The following is a 21001-nucleotide window of genomic DNA, read 5'->3' on the forward strand; positions in this document are numbered from 1 at the left end:
GAACCGTCTCAGCACAGCTGCTCGATCCGCACCGCCAGGCGCGAATCGATGTCTAGCAGTGTGCCGCGAGCGATGGGATAGCCGCCGGCTTTCAAGGTGACCAGGCCATCGCTGCTGACCGCGCTGGAGAGCAAGACTCCGGGCTGGAGATTGCCCAGCTGGTGCAGGGGGACTTCCATTCTGGCGACCTCCACCGTGACGGCGATCATGGTGTCGCCCAAGGCTTCTTCTTCGATCGGGTTGCGAGGGGGCGTGATATCCAGCCAGTCTTCAAAATCGTTCATCAGGGTCTCCACGGTGAAAGCGCCGGTTTCGCCATCCTGGATCAGGCTGGCGATCGGTTGTTTGTCGAATAATCCAAATTGCCCATCGGCGATGCGGAAGCTGTGGCGCAGCAAGAGCGCATCGCCGACGGCCAGTTTGCGAATGGCGGCCGCCTCTGCCATGCTCCAGCCCGCGATCAGGGAGATGCCCGTCATGATCGTTGCCGCTTCGTCCTCCTCCATCGGGTACGCGTGATCGGCAAGGCTGTCCAGCCAGGCGTCGGGCGCCTCCAGCGCCAACAGGTCAAGTTGTCGTTGGCCGCTCTGGATTCTCAGGCGCCAGCCCAGGCCGGCATCGGCCTGGCCAGGCGCCAGGTGCGCGGCCTGCGGCCAATGCAGGCCTAGCTCGGCCGGGCAGGAGCCCGCATCGGCCAGCGTCCAGGCGGCCAGCAGTTCACGCAAATCCGCCGGGGCCATCTCCCAGGACGGAAGCGCCAGCATCGGCTCCACCCATTGCAGCCACTGGGCCTCATCCAGCCATAGCCTGACCGCTTGGTCCTCCCAGCGGGCGGACAGGATCAATCCGGCGCCGGCCGCGCGGCGATTGAACGACAGCAGCAAGCTGCCGTCTGTCGAGTCCAGCCGCCGGCCAGGGCCGACCTTGCTCAACAACAGGCCGGTTTCCTTACTTAGCTGGGGAATTGGCATCGATCACCTCTATCAGGACGGGACGATCGAACTGCTGGCTCAGCATCGACTCCAGCTCGGAAGCGCTGCCGAAGGCGTGTCGGCATGCCTGCAATTCGTGCGAGCGCAGCTTGATCAGCAGCTCGACGCCATGGCACTCGGCTTCCAGCTCCAGACCGGCCAGCGGACCATTGGTCAGCCGCAGCCGCAAACTGTCCCATTGATTTGTCGAAGGTCGCAATGGCCGTGTCTGGCAGGATGCCGGCTGGCTCGCCATCGGGCGCGCGCCCTTGGCGGCGTGCGCGAAGCTTGTCCAGGCATCGGCCGTTGGGCGTTGATGCCTGGGGTCGGGCTGGGCTTGCGAGGCGGCGAATAGCGCGGCGAAACGCGTCTCTTCATGTTCGTCGGATGGGTCGTGGCGCGCGTCGCCATCCGCTTGATCGGTGTAGCGTCGCAGATGCGGGGGGAGAATGTTCATGTCGATTCCATCAATAGCTTGAGTTTTTCTTGATCCAGCAAAGCCTGGCGCAGCCGTTGCCGCTGCTCCGCCTTGCTCCTTTGCAGGTCGGCGCGCTGCCTGTCCGTCGTCGCCACTTGCTCGAGCAGGCATTGATCCAGGTGGTAGTAGTCGGCCAGCTGAGATTTGAACGATTGCCACTCGACCTGATCGAGGACTTGCTCGGCGGCGCCGCAGTTGCGCCATTGGCGCCAGAGCTGCTGCCGTTCTTGCAGCAGTTGCTGCTTATGGCGATGCAGATCGGCTTCGTGTTGTTCAAGCTTGGCGATGGCGGCCCGGATGCCGCGTTCTCGCCTTTGCTTGAGGGACAGCAGGGTGCTCAAGGTCAGTCGACTGTCTGCCATAGCTGTTCCAGTGTTTCTTCGTAGTCGTTCTTTTCGGTGACGGATTGGCAGAGAAACTGCCGGATCGCGTCTTTGCGCTCCAGCGCCTCGTCGGCTTCCGCATCCTGGCCCGGCTGATATTCGCCAACCCGGACCAATAGCTCGATCTCCTTGTACGCCGCCATCAGGCGGCGCAATTTTCCGGCTTGCCGGCGATGTTCGTCGCTGGTGATCTGCCCCATGATCCGGCTGACGCTGGCGCCGATGTCGATGGCCGGGTAGTGGTTGGCCTCGGCCAGCTTGCGCGACAACACGATGTGGCCGTCCAGGATGGAGCGGACCTCGTCGGCCACCGGTTCGTTCAGATTGTCGCCTTCGACCAGGACGGTGTAGATGCCGGTGATGCTGCCTGTTTCGGCCGGCCCGGCCCTCTCCAGCAGGCGGGGCAGGCGAGCGAAGAAGCTTGGCGGGTAACCGCCGGCGGCGGCGGGCTCCCCGGCGGCCAGGCCGATCTCGCGCGAGGCGCGGGCGAAGCGGGTCAAGGAGTCCATCATCAGCAATACATTTTGGCCCTGATCGCGGAAATGCTCGGCGATGGCGGTGGCGGTATAGGCGGCCTTCAGCCTTTCCAGCGCCGGACGGTCCGATGTCGACACCACCACCACCGAGCGGGCGCGCGCCTCGTCAGACAAGGTGTGTTCGAGGAACTCGCGCACCTCGCGTCCGCGCTCGCCGATCAGCGCCAGCACGATGACGTCGGCCAGGCTGCCGTCGCAAATCATGCCCAGCAGCGTGCTCTTGCCGCCGCCCGCCGCGGCGAAGATGCCGACGCGCTGCCCCATGCCGCAGGTCAGCAAGCCGTCGATGGCCCTGACGCCCAGCGGCAGCGGCGTGTCTATCAATTGCCGGGTCAGCGGATTGGGCGCGGGGCCGTCCAGGCTGCGCAGCGCGCTGTCGGCGGGAAATTCGTCGCCATCCAGCGGCCGGCCGAGTCCGTCGACCACCCGTCCCAGCAGGAAGTCGCCCAGACGCAGCTGGTGTGGGCTGCCGGAGGGCCTGACCCGGCTGCCGATGGTGACGCCCAGCGGTTCCTTGAGCGGGGACAGCAGCGCGTGGTCTCCGGTGACGGCGACCACCTCGGCTTCGATGCCGGAAGGCTCCAGCCGGCATAACTCCGCCAGGCTGGCGCCGGGCAGCGAGGCTTTCAGCAGGGTGGGGCCGATTTCCGTGACCCGGCCGAACAGCTCCATGCCGGGGCGTTGTCCTGGCGGGGCCGGAGCCAGCGCCAGCCGTTGCCGCAGCGTGTCTTCGATGAGACGGATGTCTGGAAGCCGCATCCTAATACTCCCCGATCAGGTCGATATTGCCGACCACCCGCAATTCCGCCTCTTCGCCGATTTCCTGAAATGACAGCACATGCAGGCCGAAGAATTCCCGTTCGATCACCTTGCGCAGGAAGCGCCGCACGTCGATCGCCGTGATCAGCACCTGATTGCGTTTTTCCACGTCGCCGACGGCCTCGCGAATGCAGTTCATGATGGCCTTGTTATGTTCCGGATCCAGCGCCGAGTACGAGCCGGCCGAAGTCTGTCGTATCGCTTCGCGCACCATGCCCTCGATGGTGTCGCCTATCATCCAGCCGCTGATCCAGGGTTGGCCTGCGCGGTAACGGGTGACGATGTGCCGGCGCAGGCCCATGCGGACATACTCCAACAGCATGACCGGGTCTTTTTCCCTGGGCGCCCACTCGATCAAAGCCTCGAACACGCTGCGCAGATCGCGGATGGACACGCCTTCCGCCACCAGGCGCTGCAACACGTCGGCGATGCGGCCGATGGGCAGTTGGCGTTGCACTTCCTTGATCAGTTCGGCGTATTTGGACTCCATCGCATCCATCAGGAAGCGGGTTTCCTGCACGCCGACGAATTCGGCGGCGTAGCGGTCGACGACGACCGACAGGCAGTGGACGATGCGGTCTTCATCCTGATGCAGCTGGATGCCGATGGCGGACAAGGCTTCTTTTTGCGCTGGGCTTTGCCATTGCAGGGTCAGATTGCCGAAGGGCAGCTTGTCGACTTGCTCGGATTGCGGCAAGGCGGGGGAGCCGATATCGGCCAGAAGCCATTTCTCCGGAAGCGAGACCGTCAACACGGGCTCCTGGTACAGCATGATTCGCAGGGTACCGGCGGCCAGCGTAGCGTCCTTTTGCAGCTGGATTTCCGGCAAGGGGATGCCCAGTTGCTCGAATTTGCCGTGGCGGAAGGCATCCAGCAACGTCGGCAGACGGCCGGAGCGGATGAGATCGGACGACAGGCGCATCATCAGCGGCGTGGCGCCGGGCGACATATTGGCCGCGTCGCTGCCGGCGTCGCCTCCCGATTCCGATGCGATCGAGCCTGCCATGTCTCCTCCGGGGGCGCGCTTGCGCTTCTTCACCCACCATGCGGCGGCGCTTGTCATCGCCGCGAGAATGATGAAGTAGATGGCCGGAAAGCCGGGAATCAGCGCGAAAACCAGCAACACCGACGCGGCCAGCATCAGGGCCTGCGGTTGTTTGCCGATCTGGTCCGTCAAGTCGCTGGCCAGGTTCAGCCGTTGCTCGCCCGGCACCCGGGTGACGATGGTGCCGGCGGTGATGGAGATCAGCAACGCCGGAATCTGGCCGATCAGGCCGTCGCCGATCGACAGGATGGCGTAGGTGGACAGGGCCGCGCTGGCGCTCATGCCGTGCATCATCACGCCGATGGCGGTGCCGCCCAGGATGTTCACCAGGATGATGATGATGCCGGCAATGGCATCGCCCTTGACGAATTTCATCGCGCCGTCCATCGCGCCGTACAACTGGCTTTCCTTCTGCACCAGGCCGCGCAGGCGGCGCGCCTCGCCGGCGTCGATGACCCCGGCGCGCATGTCGCCGTCTATGCTCATCTGCTTGCCGGGCATGGCGTCCAGCGAGAAGCGGGCGCTGACTTCCGCCACCCGTTCCGACCCCTTGGTGATGACGATGAATTGCACCACGGTGATGATCACGAACACGATCAGGCCCACCCCGAGGTTGCCGCCCACCGCGAAACTGCCGAAGGTGTAGACGATCTCCCCGGCATCGGCTTGCAGCAGGATCAGCCGGGTGGTGCTGATGGTTAGCGCCAGACGGTACAGCGTGGTGATCAGCAATACCGAGGGAAAGGCGGAAAATTCCAGCGGCTCCCGGATGTACAGCGACATCATCAGCAGGATGACGGCGATCATCAGATTGAGCGCGATCATGAAGTCCACCAGGCCGGTAGGCAGCGGAATGATCATCATGAACACGGCCACCAGCAACATGACCGCCAGGACGATGTCCTGCCGTCCGGCCGCCATCAGCAGGAAGGATTTGATCCGGTTCATCAGGCTTCTCCCGCCGTGGCTTCGAGCAGGCGCCGCATGGTTTGCACGCAGGCGAGCCAATGGTTGGTCTCACTGCCGGACGCGGGGGCGCAGCTCAATACCAGTTGTTCGCGCAGAATATAGGCCCGCAATGGCGTGCCCTGCGTTCTGGCAGGCTGGCAGGAGGCCAGCAAGCGTTTCAAGGCTTCGCCCTGATGCACGGGTTCGACGAGCCGGCCCAGCGACAGCAGGACCCGGCCGTCCAAGTATTCGATATATAGCCGGAATGGCGGCATGGAAAATTCCATCCGGGGTTCGACTCGAGGCGCGGGCAGTTCGGATAGTTGCAGAAACTGCTCCAGCCGCCGTGCGATTTGTAATTCCATCCGGTTTCTCTGAGGTGGTGGGTGAGAGGTCTGGCCGGGATGTCCAGCCACGGGCGCCTGGCGGCGGAGGCGCCAGCCTCGGGCTATGATCTAAAAATGCCCGGCTCGGCACTATCAGGTGAACACCTGAAGGAATCAGCGTGCCGAGTGACTTAACTTCACTAAGAGGGGGCTATTGCCCCCCTGCACCGGTTTTAGGGTTATTGGGATTATGAAGAAATTATGGGAAACCGCTCTGACTTGGCGTTTGGTCATCACGCTTGGCTGCGCCATCATCATTTTTTGGCTGTCTTCCGAGTGCATTGTTTTTTATTCGCGTTATACCAGCACGCAAAGCATTATCCGCAATGAGCTTTCATTGGAACTCAGCGCCTCTGTGAATGAGGAAAGCAGCCATTATCAACAGGCTGAGCGGCGTATTCATACGCTATCTAATTTATGGAGCTCGATGAGGGAGGGCGCGGACCTTGATGTCATGGTGGGACGGGTTGTATTTGTGCCCTTTCCCGGGGCGAAGCCTGATCCGCGGCAGCTGAAAAAAGCGATGCAGATGGTGGAGATATTCGGCGACGCCAATGAGAGCAGCAATGAAGCGACCTTCATCATGTTGCCGAAGCAAGGATTTGTTTTCTTCAATCCCAACTCTTTATCCGATGCTTATTTGAAAAGCCGGATGCGCATACTCAGTCAGCTGGTCGATACGCCTGGTGTACATGGTTTTCATTGGGGGCGGCCTTTTTGGGACATTAACAAGAAGTTATATGTTTCCGTCGCTGAGATACAGCCTGATACCGGCGTGATGATAGGCAAGAATGTTGAAGTCTGGCGGATGCCGATGCCCAATCATGAACTGAGCGACGACATCACTTTCGCGATGTTGGCTCATGATGGAGAGTGGTTGCCGGTGGCGACGACGGACAAGGCGATTCCTTTCGAAGAATTTCCCGCCACCCGCTTTCCCCCCTGCAATGACGACGCCTCGGTCCGGATCGATGATTTCTACTATGTATGCAAGCCCTTGAGGGGGCCGCCATGGAGCGTGATCGCCAGGTATCCGCAACGCGCGGTGGCAAGCAAATCGCTGGACTTGCTGCTGGGCACCCTGCCGTCAACCGCCGTGATGTTGTCGATGCTGCTGGTCATCATGTTTCTGGTGCTCAAGCTGCAGGTGGGCAGTCCCTTACAACGCATCATCGGGGTCATAGACCATTTCAAGTTGCTGGATCTGGATTACCGGCTGCCGGACAACCGCGAGGATGAGCTGGGCCGCATCGCCAAGGCCTACAACAAGCTGCTGGCCACGATCCGTTCCCATTATCGGACGCTGGAGGCCCGCGTGCACAAGCGCACGCAAGAGCTGGACGAAGCCAGGAAGATCGCGGAGCTGATGAGCCGGCGCAAGAGCGAGCATATCGCCAGCATCAGCCATGAAATACGCACGCCGTTGAACGGCGTGGTGGGCGCATTGAGCTTGTTGCAGCGCGGCACGATGACGTCGCAGCAAAGAGAGTTGGTCGATACCGCTCGTTTTTCAACAGATTATCTATTGGTCATCATCAATGACTTGCTGGATTTTTCGCATATCGAGGCAGGCCAGCTGGAGCTGACATATGAATCCGCATCCGTTTTGCAAATACTGGACCAGGTCATGTTGACCATCCATTTGCGAGCCCAGGAAAAGGGCTTGGCATTGAGTGCCCTGGTAACGGATGAAGTCCCGGCGGAAATATCGCTGGACCGCATGCGGGTGCAGCAGATTCTGATCAATTTGCTGGGAAACGCGGTCAAGTTCACCGAGCGTGGACATATTCGATTGTCGGCCGCGCGACGCGGCGGCATGTTGGCGATTGAGATAGAGGATACCGGTCCCGGCATAGCGGAAGACAAGCAGCTGGATATTTTCCGCCCGTTCATCCAGATCCGTACCCACGATGGCGGCAATGGCCTGGGGCTGACCATCGCCTCCCGGCTATCCAATTTGATGGGCGGGGAAATCCTGTTGCGGAGCGAAGTCGGGAAGGGGTCCCGTTTTACCTTGATGCTGCCGTTGAACAATCCGCTTGCCAAGCTGGAGAAATTCTCGGGCCCCATCATCGCGCCGGCGGTCTTGCATCCGCAGTTGCGCATCTGGGGAATGGATCCGCAAGAAGGGGAGCATTCGCGCCTGGAATCTCCGGCCTTGGCGTATTTGCCGGAACGCTTGTGGCGAAGCCTGAGGGCCATCACCCGCAATGAGGAACTGATTGAAGATGCCGCCGCGCCGCTTTCCCTGTGTCCTTGGTCGCTGAAGGTATTGCTGGTTGACGATGTCAGCATCAATCGCGATATCGTCAGCCGGATGTTGCTGGAGTTGGGCCATCAGGTGGAGACGGCGGCTTCCGGGCGGGAGGCGTTGGAGTATGGGGGGCAGGCCGTCTACGATCTGGTGTTGATGGATGTGCGGATGCCGGAGATGGATGGATATGAGACGACGCGGCGCTGGCGCGATTCGGATGCCGATGTGCTGGATGTCGAGGTCCCCATTATCGCGTTGACCGCCAATGCCATGTCCGGCGAGGGGGAGAGGGTGAAGGCGGCGGGAATGAATGGCTATTTGGCCAAGCCGCTGAGTTTGGATCAACTGATGAGGGCGATTGAGCTGGCGGTGTCCTTGCAACTGGCCCGTGGCGCCGAGTTGATGCCGAATGCGCAGTTGCAAAAGCCGATGCTCGATCTGGACGACGACGATCTTCAAGACAAGCTGAGCGTCACCTTGCGGTCGTTTGGCGAATCGATCGACAAGGCATGGACGGCAAGACAGACCCAGGAGCTATTGAGCGCGCTGCATGCATTGAAGGGATGCGTGGGTTTGGCTGGTGTGCAAGAGGTCTATCAGTGCTGCGAGCAGTTGGAAACGCGTGTCTTGCAGGGGATTTGGCCCAGTCGGCAGGATATGGCCAGCTTGCAGGCATTGCTGAAGTCCGAAGGGTATCGCTCAATGGGGCGATAACGTCCACAAGATGCGGCCAAATCAGTGTATGCCCAGACGAATGGCCCAGTTGGTCAACTCCACCGCGTTATGGGCGTCCAGCTTGCGCATCAGGTTCAGCCTGTGGGTTTCCACCGTCTTGATGGTGATTTTCAGGTTCTCCGCGATGTCCCGGTTGCGCATTCCCTCCGCGATCAGCTTCAGCACCTGATTTTCCCGCGTGGTCAGCCGGGTGGGTCCTTCCACGTTGCGGGTCTCTGTGACCTGCTCCAGATTGAGGGCGGGGTCGACGAAGGTGCGTCCATGGGTGGCGACCTGCAATGCCGCCAGCAAGGTTTGCTGCGGACTTTTCTTCAGCACGTAGGCGAGCGCCCCCGCTTCCAGCGCCGCTCGCGCCCTGTGCTCGGCGCTGTCCGCGGTGATCACGATGATGACCAGTTCCGGCCAGCGCTGCGTCAACTGGCGAATGACGTCGATGCCATCCATCCCCGGCAAGCCCAGATCCAATAACACCATATCCGGGCTCAATTGCTGACAGGCCGCGTAGGCTTGCAGGCCATCGCCTATTTCGCCGACCACATGATAGGCCGATGTGGCCGACAACAAGGTTTTGATGCCATTGCTCAGCAGCGAATGGTCTTCAATCAACAGCACCCGCCGTGAAGCGGCTTGGGAGTCTTGCCCAGCTGAAAACATCAATGTCTACCTGTATGACATGCTTGATTTATAGGAATTTTCTTATTTTTAGAGTATTGGCCTTTTATCGCGGCAGTCAAGCGGGCATGGGGCCCGTCACCAAAAGCGCAGTGACGCGAAATGGCGTGGCCGGCGTCCTTTTCGCCATATCCGGACAGGATTCAGGTCATCACCTGATAAATCTTCGCCAGCCTTTTTTGCACAATGTCAGCCTCCCTGAATGTGATCGAGGCTTGATGAAACTTCCCGACTCTTTGACCGCTTTGGAATGGGTGCTGGTGCGCCAGTCCCGCAGCGATCGCTGGCTGCTGGATCTGGCGGGAGCTTCCGCCTGGGCATGGTCCTATCCGCAAGGCATATCCCTGGCTGTCGAAATCGAATTGGCGGCGTTGGACGATGTCTGGCTGCAGCGCGTCTGCCTGTGGCTGGCGTCGATACGCGCCAATCTGGATGACAGCCTGCTGTCCGAGCGAGGCAAGCTTTACCTGGTCCGACGTCATGAGCACGTCCTCGGTACGGTCGAGTGGGAGGCGTCACTGAATCAGCAACTGGCCGTGGCCGCCTGGCTGACCAAGCATGCAGCCGAAGCGTCGTCAACCGCTTACGCGGCAGGGAGGCGGGCATGAGGGTCTCGAAATGGCTTGGCGCCGGTTTGGCCGTAACGGTTTGCACGCAGGCGTTGGCGGCCATCCCATGGCAGGGTGGCGCGCCGTTTTTTCTGTCCACCCGCGGCAGCAAGCTGGCGGACGTGTTGCGCGATCTGGGCGCCAATTACAGCGTGCCGGTGGTGGTGAGCAAGCAGGTGGACGAACCCTTTATCGGCGCGATTCGCAGCATGCCGCCGGAAAAGGCGCTGGACCAGCTGGCGCGCCTGCACAAGCTGGCATGGTATTACGACGGACAGGCCATCCATGTTTACAAGGCGCAGGAGGTCGGCAGCCAGCTGATCACCCCGGCCTATCTGCAGGTGCACACCCTGATCAGTCAGTTGCAGGGCAGCGGCATCCTGGATAGGCGTTATTGCCGGGTGCGAGCGGTGCCGGCCTCCAATGCGATGGAGGTGCATGGCGTGCCGGTCTGCCTCAGTCGGGTGGAGCAGCTGGCCAAGCGCATCGACGAGCAGAAGCTCAACCACGAACAGAACCAGGAAGTCATCCAGCTGTTTCCGCTGAAGTACGCCACCGCCGCCGACGGCAGTTACAGCTACCGGGGACAACAGGTGGCGGTGCCCGGCGTGGTGACCGCGCTGAAGGACATGGCCCAGGGCCGCACGCTGCCGCTGAAGGAAAACCAGGGCCAGCAACCGCCCACCGACCGCAGCCTGCCGATGTTTTCGGCGGACCCGCGTCAGAACGCGGTCATCGTGCGCGACCGCAAGATCAATATGCCGCTCTATGCCAGTCTGATCGAGCAGTTCGACCGCAAGCCGACGCTGATCGAGGTGTCGGTGATGATCATCGATGTCAATTCGGAAGATTTGAGCGCGCTGGGCATCGACTGGTCCGCGTCGGCCAGCATCGGCGGCAATGGCATCAGCTTCAACAGCGCCGGCCAGCAAAGCTCAGACAATTTCTCCACCGTGATTTCCAACACCGGCGGTTTCATGGTCCGGCTCAACGCGCTGCAGCAGAACGCCAAGGCGCAGATATTGTCCCGCCCATCGGTGGTGACGCTGGACAACACCCAGGCGGTGCTGGACCGCAACATCACGTTTTACACCAAGTTGCTGGCGGAAAAGGTGGCCAAGCTTGAGGCCATCTCCACCGGCTCTTTGCTGCGGGTCACGCCGCGATTGGTAGACGAGGGCGGCCAGCGCAATGTGATGCTGACCCTGGTGATCCAGGATGGACGGCAGGCCGGCTCGGTCAGCGAGCATGAGCCGTTGCCGCAGACGCTGAACTCGGAAGTGTCCACCCAGACCTTGTTGAAGGCCGGTCAGAGCCTGCTGTTGGGCGGCTTTGTCCAGGACGAGCATAGCGAGGGCGAGCGCAAGATTCCGCTGCTGGGCGACATCCCGCTGATCGGCAAACTGTTCCGCTCCACCCAGAAAAATAGCCGCAGCACCGTTCGCCTGTTCCTGCTCAAGGCCGAACCGGCGGCCCAGCCCTGAGGCGGAGACGATATGGAATGCTTGTTCAGATTGAAATGGCTCAACGGCCCGCTGGCGGGCCGGGAACTGGAACTGCCGGCGGGAGAGGTCCGTCTGGGCGGCGATGATCCGGATATCGCGCTGGCGCTGGAGCAGGGCGCCGCGACCGTGCTGAGCGTGACGGAGGAAGGCGTGACGATGGCGCCACCGGTCCCGGTCTGGGTCGATGGCCTGCCATGGGACGCCAGCCAGCCGTTGCCTATCGGCCGGGCGATAGACCTGGCCGGGCAAGGGCTGGCGCTGTCCGAGGCCGAGGGCGCGCTGGCGATGTTGCAACTGCCGCCGCGAAGGTCGGAGGAGGTCGTTGCGGCCCAGCCGCCTGATGCGCGTCCATGGCGGCTGGCAGGCGGCATCGTGCTGATCTGCGTCGCCCTGGCGGCAACTTTGTTGCTGTGGCCCAAGCCGGTCGATCCGCCGCCGTTCAATGCGCAGGCCTGGTTGGCGCGGGAGATGGCGGATTCGAGCCTGGCCGGCTTGAAGGCCGAACTCGACGAGCGTGGCGTGGTCCGGCTGAGCGGCTTGTGCGCCTCATCGCAAGCCATAGAGCGGCTGCGCGGACGGTTGCGCGAGCAAGGCCTGACTTTCCGAGACGAGAGCCTGGGCGCCGATACCCTGCGCCGGCAAGTGCGCCAAGTGTTGGAACTGAACGGTTACCGAGAAGTGGAAGTCAGCGCCGGCCCCGCGCCAGATCAAGTCGTCATCCATGGCGCCATCCAGGCCAACGCCGCCTGGTTGCGCGCCAGCGCGCAGTTGCGCGCGATGCCGGCGCTGAATGGCTGGCGCGTGGTCAACGACCGCGCCGAGCTGTTCGGCCGGCTGGTGGACACATTGCACCGCCAGCGTTTGCTGGAAGGATTGAGCATCGCCGTATCCGGCCATGAATTACTGATCAGCGGTCAGCTGGCGCCGGAACGCACCCGCGCGGTCGCGGCGGCTGCGGCGGCCTTCAATGCCGATGGCCCGCGGCTGAAAGCTCGTTTCCAGAACATCCCGGCCGCGGCGCCGGCGGCGAACATCCTGCCGGCCGCCATCGTCAGTGTCGGCGGCAACGCGAATTCCATCTACCTGGAACTGGCCAACGGCATGCGCCTGCAACAAGGCGGCACTCTGCCCAGCGGCTACCGGATTTACGCCTTGAGCCACACCGCGCTGACCCTGATGCAGGAACAGCGGCTGGTCTCCATTCCGCTTCATCTCTAGCTTATCGATAAGGAAAAACCGATGGCCCGTATCACCCACCTGGAAGACGCGCTGCGACGCGACGCGCATGGCGCGGTGCGCGATGCGCTGCTCGCCCGGCTGGAGGCCGGCGAGGTCCAATTGCAACGGCAACTGCGTCAGCCTAACAGCCAGCAACGGCAACAGGAGCTCGCCCTGCTGCAAGCCGCCTGCGCGCAGGCTGGCCGAGTCATCGCCATCCTGTGGCGCAGATATCACCCCTAACGATGCCTGCCGAAACGACGGCGACTACCCGCTTACCCAGAATTGGATGCCTCATGACTCCGCTTTCCCTCCCCATCACGAAACTGCCGGGCAATGCGCCGCTTGGGACCATCATTCCTGCCGAGGATATGGCCGGCTATGTCAAAGCGAGCGAGATTGTTGCGCAAGCGGAAGTGCAGGCGAGGCAGATACTCGAGGCTGCAGAGAGAGAGATAGAGCAGTTGTACGGAATGTATGAACAAATAAGCGAAGCCGCATGGCAAACGGGAATGGACAGAATCGAAGAAGAGGCTCCTGGGTTGCGGCAATTTGCCGTGGCGGAGGCTGTTGAATGGTTGATTGCCGAGCAGGAGTTGGAAAATAAAATCATTGAACGCTTGGAAGGGCAGTTGAGTGGAGTTTTAGTCCAGGTGTTCGAAGAATGGTATGGGAAACAAAGTGAACCGCAACTGCTTGCTAATATTTTGCGAGAGCGCATTAAGAAATTATCAGGCGATGAAGAGTGGATGCTGTATGTTTCTTCCGAGCAATATGATGAGCTTAGGCAGGCATTGATTTCATACCCCAGATTGCGAATTGAGCCTGATGCAAGCCTTGGATCAGGAAAAGTGTTGCTGCAGACACCATTGGCAATTTTATCTCTAAATTTAGATGAGCAATTCGATTGGGTTATGAGTCGTTTGTTATCTCACAGTCGTGAGGCATGGCGAAGACAGTTATCTGATAGCAATGATCCGCAGCAAGGCGTGCTCCCTCTTGTTCCTGAGGATTTTATAGAGGCACGTGGTGGGGATTTCATGAGCGCAGGTGTTGTTTTGGAAACTGTTGTTATTTCTGCGGCTGAGGCAATTCATGAGTAAAAGACGCCAAATTATAATATTACTCTTGCACAGTGTTTTTAAAAATGATCGCATAGATGTGTAAGGCGTAGCATTTTTCAAGAAGATTATTTGTTAGCCTTTCGCTAGAGTTCACGATGGTGGTGTGAGTTCGTCAGGGTAGGCTATCGGCAGAGAGTGATATTTGCCTAAGAAGCCCTGGAGAGTGAATTGAGGGGGTGAAAACTTACACCATCTTGACGAACACTATCCAAACCGAAATTTAGAGGTCATCAGTATGATCATTTCTTCCAAGCTGGCATCGCGCGTGCCTCAATATATTTCGAGCCACAGTCAGACTGAAACCCCCAAAACCTCTCTGGCTTACTATCCAGAACTCAAGCGTGAAACTGACAAGTTGCAAGAAGGCCTGTGGGATCAAGGCAGCGCAGCACTAATAAAGATGGTGGCAGGGAAACTGCATTCTGAACAGCAATCGCTATCCCGGCATTATGATAACAACGATGACATGCTGGAGGCGCTGGAGATCTATGACTGGCGGAGCAAAGGGCAAGATGCGCCTGCATATTTGCAGGAATTTGCCCAAAGGGTGATTCAGGAGGTGGAGCAGAATCCAGAGGCTTACCTTTCTGCTTTTTCTTGCTCCGAGAAAAAGGTGGAGATGTCTCCTGCTCCTCAAAATGGGCTGACCGCTGCAAGCATGTTGTCAGACATGGCTTGGAAGGTATTGGAAAAGGTTGTTGAAAAGCTTTTTATAGAGGCGATTCCCATACCGAATCTCCCTGAGCTCAAGGAGAGTTACGATGAGCTGTGCCACACTTACCAAGGAAATTACACTCCGCAACGAAAACTGGAAGAGCTTGGCGAGGCATTGGACCGGCTCGGCAAGCGGTTGGAGGGCAGCAAAGGTGTGGGAGCTGGGGCGCGCCGGCAGTTGAAAGCTTATCTGGATGCAGTGAGTCCTTGGTTGAAAAGCGTAAGTACGCAGTGGGCGTCATTGGAGCATAGCCTGTCGACAGTGAAGGATCAGCCCTCCGTGCTGGGCAAGGCGCTTGAGCTGATGACGACGGTGGAGCATCTATTGGCTGATCGACAGTTAACGCGAGTGTTGGATAAAGATTGGTTGGATGGGATGGCTCGGGGGTTGGGCTCAATGAGACATACCCTAGGTCAGGTATTGGTTTGGCAATCATTACCTTCAACATCTGGTTTGGATGCTTATCTTGGCATTTTGGCAGACAACCCGCTGCTGAAGGAATGGCTCGATCCGTCCTTGCTTCATTTGGGGCAAGCGCTGGCGCGCGTACAGCAGGTTACCCCTTATCCTGCAGATGGCACGCTTGTGGAGCGCTTGGGTTGGTTTGCCAAAACTCTGGGGCAGCCGGAGTTGAGGGAGTCATTGCGACCGCACCTGGATATGCTGCTGGGTAGTTCAGCCCACTCGGAGCAATTGCTTGCCGCCTTCCAGCTTGCCGATCAATTGAGCCGATGTCCGCCGGACAGTGGTCTCGGAGGGCAGGCGTTGTGGCTGCTGAGTGTCTTGGGCGAGAGTCCGGCGCTGCCCTGGATTCGGGATTTCCAGGGCGCGCTGGGGGCGGATTCGGGAACGATCACCTTATTGAATCACCTGTTGACGCTGAACCGGAATCCAGAATCCTGGGCATCATTGATGCTGGACCTTGGCAAAGCCGCCGCGCCCGGCTTGGGGGAGTGGGCGATCAATCAGGTCGCGGGTCGCTATTTGCCTGACCATGTCGCTCAGGAGTTTAAAAATTTCTATCGTGAAAGCTCTGCTTCCGAAAGCTGGGCCAGCATCAGCAAGCTTCAGCGCATAGCTAGTAGTCTTGTCGCAGCGGCCAAGCCTTATCTGGTTGGTATGTTGATGGAAGATCCGTTGGCGGCCGCCACTGTACAGTATGCGGAGGCCTTGCAAAACCACACTAGTTGGGAACAGACGTTGGAATGGTTCGTCGCCCACGATCAAACCCAGAACAAAGCCTTGCAGTCCGTTTACAGCCAATACCTGAATTCGAGGGTGATTTGGCAGGTCTATCAAGCTTTCAATAGTGGGAGCCGTGTAGAGGCCGAGGAAAAGTTGCAACTATTGGCGCGCCAACTTAAGGATTATCAGGTAGTACGGAATTACCCTCAGTTGGAAAAACTGATCGATTTGATTCCTTTGTTGCCGGATCTGAAAGAGGCGGCTGATCGCGTTGGCGTGCAGCCGGCGACCGACTCCTGGCTGACTTTGGGGGATCGGTGGTTGACTGCGCTGGGAGAAATCAATAGCGACAGTTCTCGAAGGGCATACGAGCAACTATCCCAGCACATGGCGAACTGGTTGGCTGATGCCGCCATGTCCGCTTTCGATTCATTGGCACAGCAGTCGTGGAGTTTTTTGCCCGTTACGGAGGCAGCAAGTACGGCATCGCGGGTTTCCACTCAAGCCACCCAGCCATCTAAGTTAGCCTCCAATTGGAAATTGGCTGGCGGCATCAGCCTGGAAGCTCTGGGCATGGCGGCTATTGGTTACGGGCTATGGAGCACCCGACAAGGAACGCAGGATTCGCCGAATGATTCGCAAGAAATGCTTGTGAAGTCCCCGGTGAATATTGTTAATGATGAAACTAGTTCGTTCATATCGCACGCGACTACATCGGTTATCGAGCCCGGAGCGTGGCAGCAGAAAGCGCCGCTCTTTCTAGGTATCGCTGCTATGGCCGCAGGCGGGGTGTTTATCTATAGTTGGGCGAGACAAGATCAGCAGCCACCATCAAAAATTAGCCCACCATCAAAAATCAGCGATGAGGAATTTAATCAGGAAACTGCCATCATTAATAAATTGAAAGTGGATAGCCCCATTGATATTTTTAACGCTGGAGTAACGGAAGAGAATCAGGCTGGCAATGAATTGGCGGTAGGTGAGCTTCGTAGGTTTTTTGCTGATGCGGTGACGGGAGAGGGTCAATTCGGAATTAAAAATCATGTCATATCTAAAAGAAGCTTGTCACAAGTGGAAGATCAGTCAGATGAAAATCCACCCGTGGAGAATCGAACCCTTCCCTATCTGATGTCGGTCGCATTAAATAGAAAGGAATTTGACCCTCGCATTCGTGATGAGTTTAATGGAATTATTCAAAAGGCTCTTGCTACACCAGAGGTCATGAATGCATTTAATCAGTCAGAGATGAATATTGTTCTGCTGGTCAAGAGTATTCAGCTTTTTCGCGCTTTCGTGGCGGAAAATGAACGTCAGCAAATAAAAAACGAATCTTCTCAGGCCGCTCAGGCCGCGCTGCAAAGTTTGTGGCAGTTGGCTGATGGGCTGCAGGACTCGCTTAGTAAATTCCATGTTTGGCAGTATAAGAAGGCTGAGCCTGTTGCGGGGCAGGTTGTTGCCAGTCAAGCTGAGCTTGCCGCTTTGAAAGAGCTGGATTTCACAAAGTACAATGATGACGTGGCAATCAAGCTTGCAGAGCTGTGGGATGCCAATGCCCCGTCGGCAGGGGAAGAAACTCCATCGGCAGTGACTAAAAATCAGTATTTGATAAATTTTCACCAGCGCTTGCAAGCGTTTATTAACTCGGAAATAGAAAAGCAGGGAACATCGATTTATTCGGTAGGGAGCGATAGTGAAGCTAGTATTGCCATAATTCTCGGAGTGATATCGGCGGCAGAGCAAGTATTGGAGCGATTGTCGCGGAGTTCAGATGCTGCTTATCTGAATCGTGTAGCTGGAATCCAGACGGCTCATGCTAACTTGAAATTAGCTTTCGAAGTTCCGGATATTGCCGACGATATCTACTTGGCGCAACGTCAAGCCTGGTTGAAAGGAGATCAATCCGAGGTTGGTTTTTTAAATGGAATTAATTCTGATAAAAAAACGCAGGGTTGGCGTAAAGCTATTGTGGAAGAGGAGCGCCAGTTTTGGGGTTTGATTGATAGTCATTCTTTGAGCCAAGGATTCAATAACCTGCCCACCGTATTTGAAGATGCATTCAAACAGCGAGTACGAGAGTTGGGGCAGGAGATTTATCGATTGGCTAGTGAGGGAAAGCAGGAGAACGAAGCTAATATTGAGCTTTTGCAGATGAAAAAGCTTCATCTAACTAACTTATTTGTTGAGGAGATGCAAAATTATGGAATCAATAAAAGACTGACTTCCTATGGTGATTTGCGAGGAAAGTATAAGGGTGATCAGATTGTTTTTGAAGCAAAAAAGGTAGCGATTGAATTGCTCATTCAGGAATATGGCGATGGAGATGAAAGCCTGGATGACGACGAAAAAATCATTGCCTTTTCTCAAGTTCTCAATGATGCTGCTGTTTCCAGTGAGGCGAAGTCTTATTTGCTGAAGGCTGCTGCCATAGCCAATGAAAAAATGAATAGCCTTGCTGCATCATCGAATTACACGCGCTGGTTAGCCAGAATGTCTGTTGATTTGGGTTCGAAAGATACGGATTACTTTAAACGATTTGCTGAAGTTAAGCCTGCTAATTATAAAGCAATGCATTCTTTCAAGAGAAGTGGGGATTCGGAGACGTGGGCGAGTTATTACAATCAATTTACGGATTATAAAAGCGATTCAATTGATTATGATGCTAGGCAGCTTTCTTACAGTGCATTAATTAGCGCTGGCTTGACGGATTATGATATCAGTCAGATGAGGCCGAAGCATATTGTTTACGGTGAATTGCATGTCTTTTTTAAGGCCGACTCTACAATTCTTAAAAAGTTAGAGAATGGAGAAAAGAGAGATAAGTCAAATAAATTTGAAACCATGCTTAATTCACCAACTAGCTCCACCGGCACAATTGGATTTATCCCATTGACAGATGGCCGAATTGTGGCAATTTCTGGCTTGGATTTTGATCTAAGTGCAAAAGTTTTCAGTACGGACGAAGTGAATGAAAGCCGCACTTTGCAGGAAATAAGAGATTCAAGAGTAAGAGATTCAAGAGGTAATATCAAAAAAGTGTTGCCTGAGCGCAATGTACCGGCCGAACTAGAGGGCAAGGCTCTGATTGATTCAGTTTTGCGTCCGATTTTGGGAGAAAAGGCCGATAAGGTGCTTATCAACTCTGAAAATAAAAAAGGCTACCCTATACTGCTTGGCCCTAAGCCAGAGGTTACGCCGGTTAGTTTGAGTAATGGGAAAACGACCATCTACCGGGATTATCCTCGTGATGGAAAAGAGATGCTTGGAGTTGCGGACGAAGTTGTAAAATCTAATTTGACTACGTGGGTGGGGGTGATCAAAGAGGCGTATAAAGATCGAAATTTCTGGACCTTCATTTTGGATTTGGTGCCGTTTTATACTGAGATCAGGGATTCCATTAATGATAAAGAACACAAGCTGGATGTCAGTAGCATAGTCTGGGATGCGGTAGGCATTGTCACCAGTGTCTTGCCGGCGATTGGCAGCATCGGCAAGCTAGGAAAGTCGGGGCAGGCCATTCTCAAACAGGCGATTTTGGAGAATTTAAGACAAAAACTTACCGGAAAAGCCTTGACCATCGGGGTGCTGAAGACATTGATGCAAAACCAAGAGTTTGGAAAACTTGGTTTGAAGGGGCTCGGCTATGTAGTTTACGCTGGCGCGGATGCTATTTCTCCTATTGATCCTAAGCTCTTGGCAGCACCTATCGCGCACAGTGTAAAAAAATTCCGGGATTTACTGCAAACGAATTTACAGAGAACGCCGACGAATAATCCGGCAAATTATGTGGAGCAAGCTAGACGACTCGCGCAGACTGAACTTGATAATCTGGGCAAAACCACCTCGCTGACGGTGGCTGGTCGCAAGTCTATGAACTTGCGTAGTAGCCAGCTCGTGCCGGGTGAGGTCATAGAAGAAACCCAAGCGTTGTATCAGCCTCTAGGACGAAAACAGCCGGTTGTGATGCGCGCAGGCAAGCGGGCGCCCTATAAACACGTTGATTTCTGCGCGCCAGGCGGAAATCGAAGCAAGCGAGAGACCGGTAGCAACTGCTTACCGCCACCGCCGCCACCGCCGCCGCCGCCGCAACCGCCGCAACCGCCGCAACCACCGCAACCACCGCAACCACCGCAACCACCGCAACCACCGCAACCACCGCAACCAGGGAGATTAATGCCCAAACCAGTGGTTCCAAGCACAAGTAACAAAGGAGGAGAAATTAATTATAGATATAAAAAGCCCATAGCTAACGGGATTTCATCTGAAAAAGTAAAAGAATTAGAAAGAGCGATCGATGAGAAAATGGTAGATCCCAGGAAGAGTGGACCAATATTTGATGAGTCCAATAAGTTCAATGAGGAGAAATATTGCGAGCAATTTAAAAATTATAGGCTGTGGGAGAGTGATGTAAAAAAGGGTGGGGAGAAATATCGGCAGTTTTTTGAAAGTTCTCGTGAGAAATTGGATGAAAGGGTGGGGACGTGGTATGGCCAAAGGTATAAAGAGGAAGTAATTAATCCAAATGCTAAGGCACCCTTCATAAAGGATGGGCAGGAAAATATGCTTCCAGGTAAGGGCTGGGATCTGGAGGTGATTGGAAGTGAGGTAAAGGAAACTGTTTATCAGTTCAGATACTCGGATGATGGGCAAGTTTTTGTTGTTGACGAAACGTACAAGGCGCGTGATACGACAAAAGCGGATATCACCGACGCAGCGAAAATAAAGAAAATTCTAAGCGATAAGGCTGATAAAACAGGAGGATTTCCTCTCCAGGTAAATGAAGTTATGGAAGCATTCATAAAAAAGCGTGGCGATGATGCGTTCAGCAAGTTGAACTATATAACTATATCAGGCATAGCTAATGATGCTACATCTGAAACCATGGCGCGCACTTTTGGGAAGGCAACGATACTGAATAGTATTAAAAATCCAATAATACTTAAGCCATCAGGTCCAACTAAAGATGCATTTTTTGCAATGCTAAGTACACCAAACTTACAGGCTCCTATACGTATGTTAGGTGATCATGGTTTAGGAAAGATAGTCGAAGAGATTCGTATCCAAGGTAAGGTGCAGATATCTCTTCCACTTCGCCCGAGGAATAAGAGAGAAGCTGGGTCTGAGAAAAATAATACCGTCTTTACCATTTCCTTGGTTCTTCGAAATAGGTCTCAATCAACTCAAGCAGAAAGCTCATCGCAAATGAGCACAAGCCAGGCAGCAGTCTGAGTTGGGTAAGCTGGGCCAGATTATGTTTTTACTTGGTTAATTGTATTGTTCTAAGAATGGTGAATGAGAATTAACCGAAATTCTACTTGATCTTGGAATCACCTGGACAGCGGTCATGCTCTATAAGGTGCATGGTCGCTGTTATTTTTCGTTTGGATGGCCGTAAATATCGAAGAATTAGGCTGGTTTCAGA

Annotated in this window: 14 protein-coding genes; 7 read left to right on the forward strand and 7 right to left on the reverse strand. The window is 56.3% G+C overall.

Annotated features, from left to right (window positions below; translation table 11 throughout):
- Positions 1-8: 8 nt before the first annotated feature.
- From sctQ to sycN, 6 genes are read right to left on the reverse strand one after another with little or no spacing between them, the layout of a single operon-like run.
- A complete protein-coding gene (sctQ, locus tag CXB49_RS07400) occupies positions 9-971 on the reverse strand; it encodes a type III secretion system cytoplasmic ring protein SctQ (protein WP_101707793.1) in 963 nt (320 codons plus the stop codon).
- Positions 949-1428 (reverse strand): hypothetical protein, encoded by a 480-nt coding sequence (locus CXB49_RS23315; protein ID WP_158300661.1) that lies wholly within the window; start codon positions 1426-1428, stop codon positions 949-951. Before CXB49_RS23315 ends, sctQ begins: the two co-directional genes overlap by 23 nt.
- On the reverse strand, positions 1425-1790 hold the full coding sequence (locus CXB49_RS07410; protein ID WP_101707795.1) for a hypothetical protein: 366 nt from the start codon (positions 1788-1790) through the stop codon (positions 1425-1427). Before CXB49_RS07410 ends, CXB49_RS23315 begins: the two co-directional genes overlap by 4 nt.
- Before the next feature lie 2 nt (positions 1791-1792).
- Complete coding sequence (locus CXB49_RS07415; protein WP_101707796.1) at positions 1793-3127, reverse strand: EscN/YscN/HrcN family type III secretion system ATPase; 1335 nt, start codon at positions 3125-3127, stop codon at positions 1793-1795.
- 1 nt (position 3128) lies between these two features.
- The gene (locus CXB49_RS07420; RefSeq protein ID WP_101707797.1) at positions 3129-5180 is read right to left on the reverse strand and encodes an EscV/YscV/HrcV family type III secretion system export apparatus protein; all 2052 of its coding nucleotides are present in this window, start codon (positions 5178-5180) and stop codon (positions 3129-3131) included.
- Positions 5180-5545, reverse strand: a complete 366-nt coding sequence (gene sycN, locus CXB49_RS07425; RefSeq protein WP_101707798.1) for a type III secretion chaperone SycN — start codon at positions 5543-5545, stop codon at positions 5180-5182. Before sycN ends, CXB49_RS07420 begins: the two co-directional genes overlap by 1 nt.
- 211 nt (positions 5546-5756) lie before the next feature.
- Here sycN and CXB49_RS07430 point away from each other — a divergent pair, with 211 nt between their 5' ends.
- Positions 5757-8534: a two component system sensor kinase gene (locus CXB49_RS07430; RefSeq protein WP_101707799.1), complete on the forward strand. Its 2778-nt coding sequence runs from the start codon at positions 5757-5759 to the stop codon at positions 8532-8534.
- Between the two features lie 21 nt (positions 8535-8555).
- Here the strand turns inward: CXB49_RS07430 and CXB49_RS07435 are convergent, their stop codons facing one another.
- Positions 8556-9209, reverse strand: coding sequence for a two component system response regulator (locus CXB49_RS07435; protein ID WP_101707800.1), 654 nt, complete (start codon positions 9207-9209; stop codon positions 8556-8558).
- Positions 9210-9445: 236 nt separating this feature from the next.
- On the opposite strand from CXB49_RS07435, the gene CXB49_RS07440 reads away from it, so the two are divergent.
- The 6 genes from CXB49_RS07440 to CXB49_RS23320 all read left to right on the forward strand — a co-directional run bounded on the left by CXB49_RS07440 (position 9446) and on the right by CXB49_RS23320 (position 20808).
- Entirely contained in the window at positions 9446-9835 is a 390-nt protein-coding gene (locus CXB49_RS07440; protein ID WP_158300662.1) for a hypothetical protein, read from the forward strand.
- A complete protein-coding gene (locus CXB49_RS07445; protein ID WP_101707802.1) occupies positions 9832-11319 on the forward strand; it encodes an EscC/YscC/HrcC family type III secretion system outer membrane ring protein in 1488 nt (495 codons plus the stop codon). The genes CXB49_RS07440 and CXB49_RS07445 overlap by 4 nt, the downstream gene beginning before the upstream one ends.
- Positions 11320-11331: 12 nt before the next feature.
- Positions 11332-12558 (forward strand): type III secretion system inner membrane ring subunit SctD, encoded by a 1227-nt coding sequence (gene sctD / locus CXB49_RS07450; protein ID WP_101707803.1) that lies wholly within the window; start codon positions 11332-11334, stop codon positions 12556-12558.
- Positions 12559-12579: 21 nt separating this feature from the next.
- On the forward strand, positions 12580-12801 hold the full coding sequence (locus CXB49_RS07455; RefSeq protein ID WP_101707804.1) for an EscE/YscE/SsaE family type III secretion system needle protein co-chaperone: 222 nt from the start codon (positions 12580-12582) through the stop codon (positions 12799-12801).
- A 53-nt stretch (positions 12802-12854) separates the two neighbouring features.
- Complete coding sequence (gene sctL, locus CXB49_RS07460) at positions 12855-13661, forward strand: type III secretion system stator protein SctL (RefSeq protein WP_158300663.1); 807 nt, start codon at positions 12855-12857, stop codon at positions 13659-13661.
- A gap of 256 nt (positions 13662-13917) precedes the next feature.
- The gene (locus CXB49_RS23320) at positions 13918-20808 is read left to right on the forward strand and encodes a hypothetical protein (RefSeq protein WP_158300664.1); all 6891 of its coding nucleotides are present in this window, start codon (positions 13918-13920) and stop codon (positions 20806-20808) included.
- The last annotated feature ends 193 nt before the right edge of the window (positions 20809-21001 follow it).

Origin of the sequence: Chromobacterium sp. ATCC 53434 (assembly GCF_002848345.1) — a bacterium.
In the GTDB taxonomy this organism is placed as follows: domain Bacteria; phylum Pseudomonadota; class Gammaproteobacteria; order Burkholderiales; family Chromobacteriaceae; genus Chromobacterium.

What these genes read in the sequence shown, in the direction of transcription:
- CXB49_RS07445 (WP_101707802.1), top strand. Translation starts at nt 9,832, where the DNA reads ATGAGGGTCTCGAAATGGCTTGGCGCCGGTTTGGCCGTAACGGTTTGC.
- CXB49_RS07420 (WP_101707797.1), bottom strand. Translation starts at nt 5,180, where the DNA reads ATGAACCGGATCAAATCCTTCCTGCTGATGGCGGCCGGACGGCAGGAC.
- CXB49_RS07415 (WP_101707796.1), bottom strand. Translation starts at nt 3,127, where the DNA reads ATGCGGCTTCCAGACATCCGTCTCATCGAAGACACGCTGCGGCAACGG.
- sctQ (WP_101707793.1), bottom strand. Translation starts at nt 971, where the DNA reads ATGCCAATTCCCCAGCTAAGTAAGGAAACCGGCCTGTTGTTGAGCAAG.
- sycN (WP_101707798.1), bottom strand. Translation starts at nt 5,545, where the DNA reads ATGGAATTACAAATCGCACGGCGGCTGGAGCAGTTTCTGCAACTATCC.
- sctL (WP_158300663.1), top strand. Translation starts at nt 12,855, where the DNA reads ATGACTCCGCTTTCCCTCCCCATCACGAAACTGCCGGGCAATGCGCCG.
- sctD (WP_101707803.1), top strand. Translation starts at nt 11,332, where the DNA reads ATGGAATGCTTGTTCAGATTGAAATGGCTCAACGGCCCGCTGGCGGGC.
- CXB49_RS07455 (WP_101707804.1), top strand. Translation starts at nt 12,580, where the DNA reads ATGGCCCGTATCACCCACCTGGAAGACGCGCTGCGACGCGACGCGCAT.
- CXB49_RS07430 (WP_101707799.1), top strand. Translation starts at nt 5,757, where the DNA reads ATGAAGAAATTATGGGAAACCGCTCTGACTTGGCGTTTGGTCATCACG.
- CXB49_RS23320 (WP_158300664.1), top strand. Translation starts at nt 13,918, where the DNA reads ATGATCATTTCTTCCAAGCTGGCATCGCGCGTGCCTCAATATATTTCG.
- CXB49_RS07440 (WP_158300662.1), top strand. Translation starts at nt 9,446, where the DNA reads ATGAAACTTCCCGACTCTTTGACCGCTTTGGAATGGGTGCTGGTGCGC.
- CXB49_RS23315 (WP_158300661.1), bottom strand. Translation starts at nt 1,428, where the DNA reads ATGAACATTCTCCCCCCGCATCTGCGACGCTACACCGATCAAGCGGAT.
- CXB49_RS07435 (WP_101707800.1), bottom strand. Translation starts at nt 9,209, where the DNA reads ATGTTTTCAGCTGGGCAAGACTCCCAAGCCGCTTCACGGCGGGTGCTG.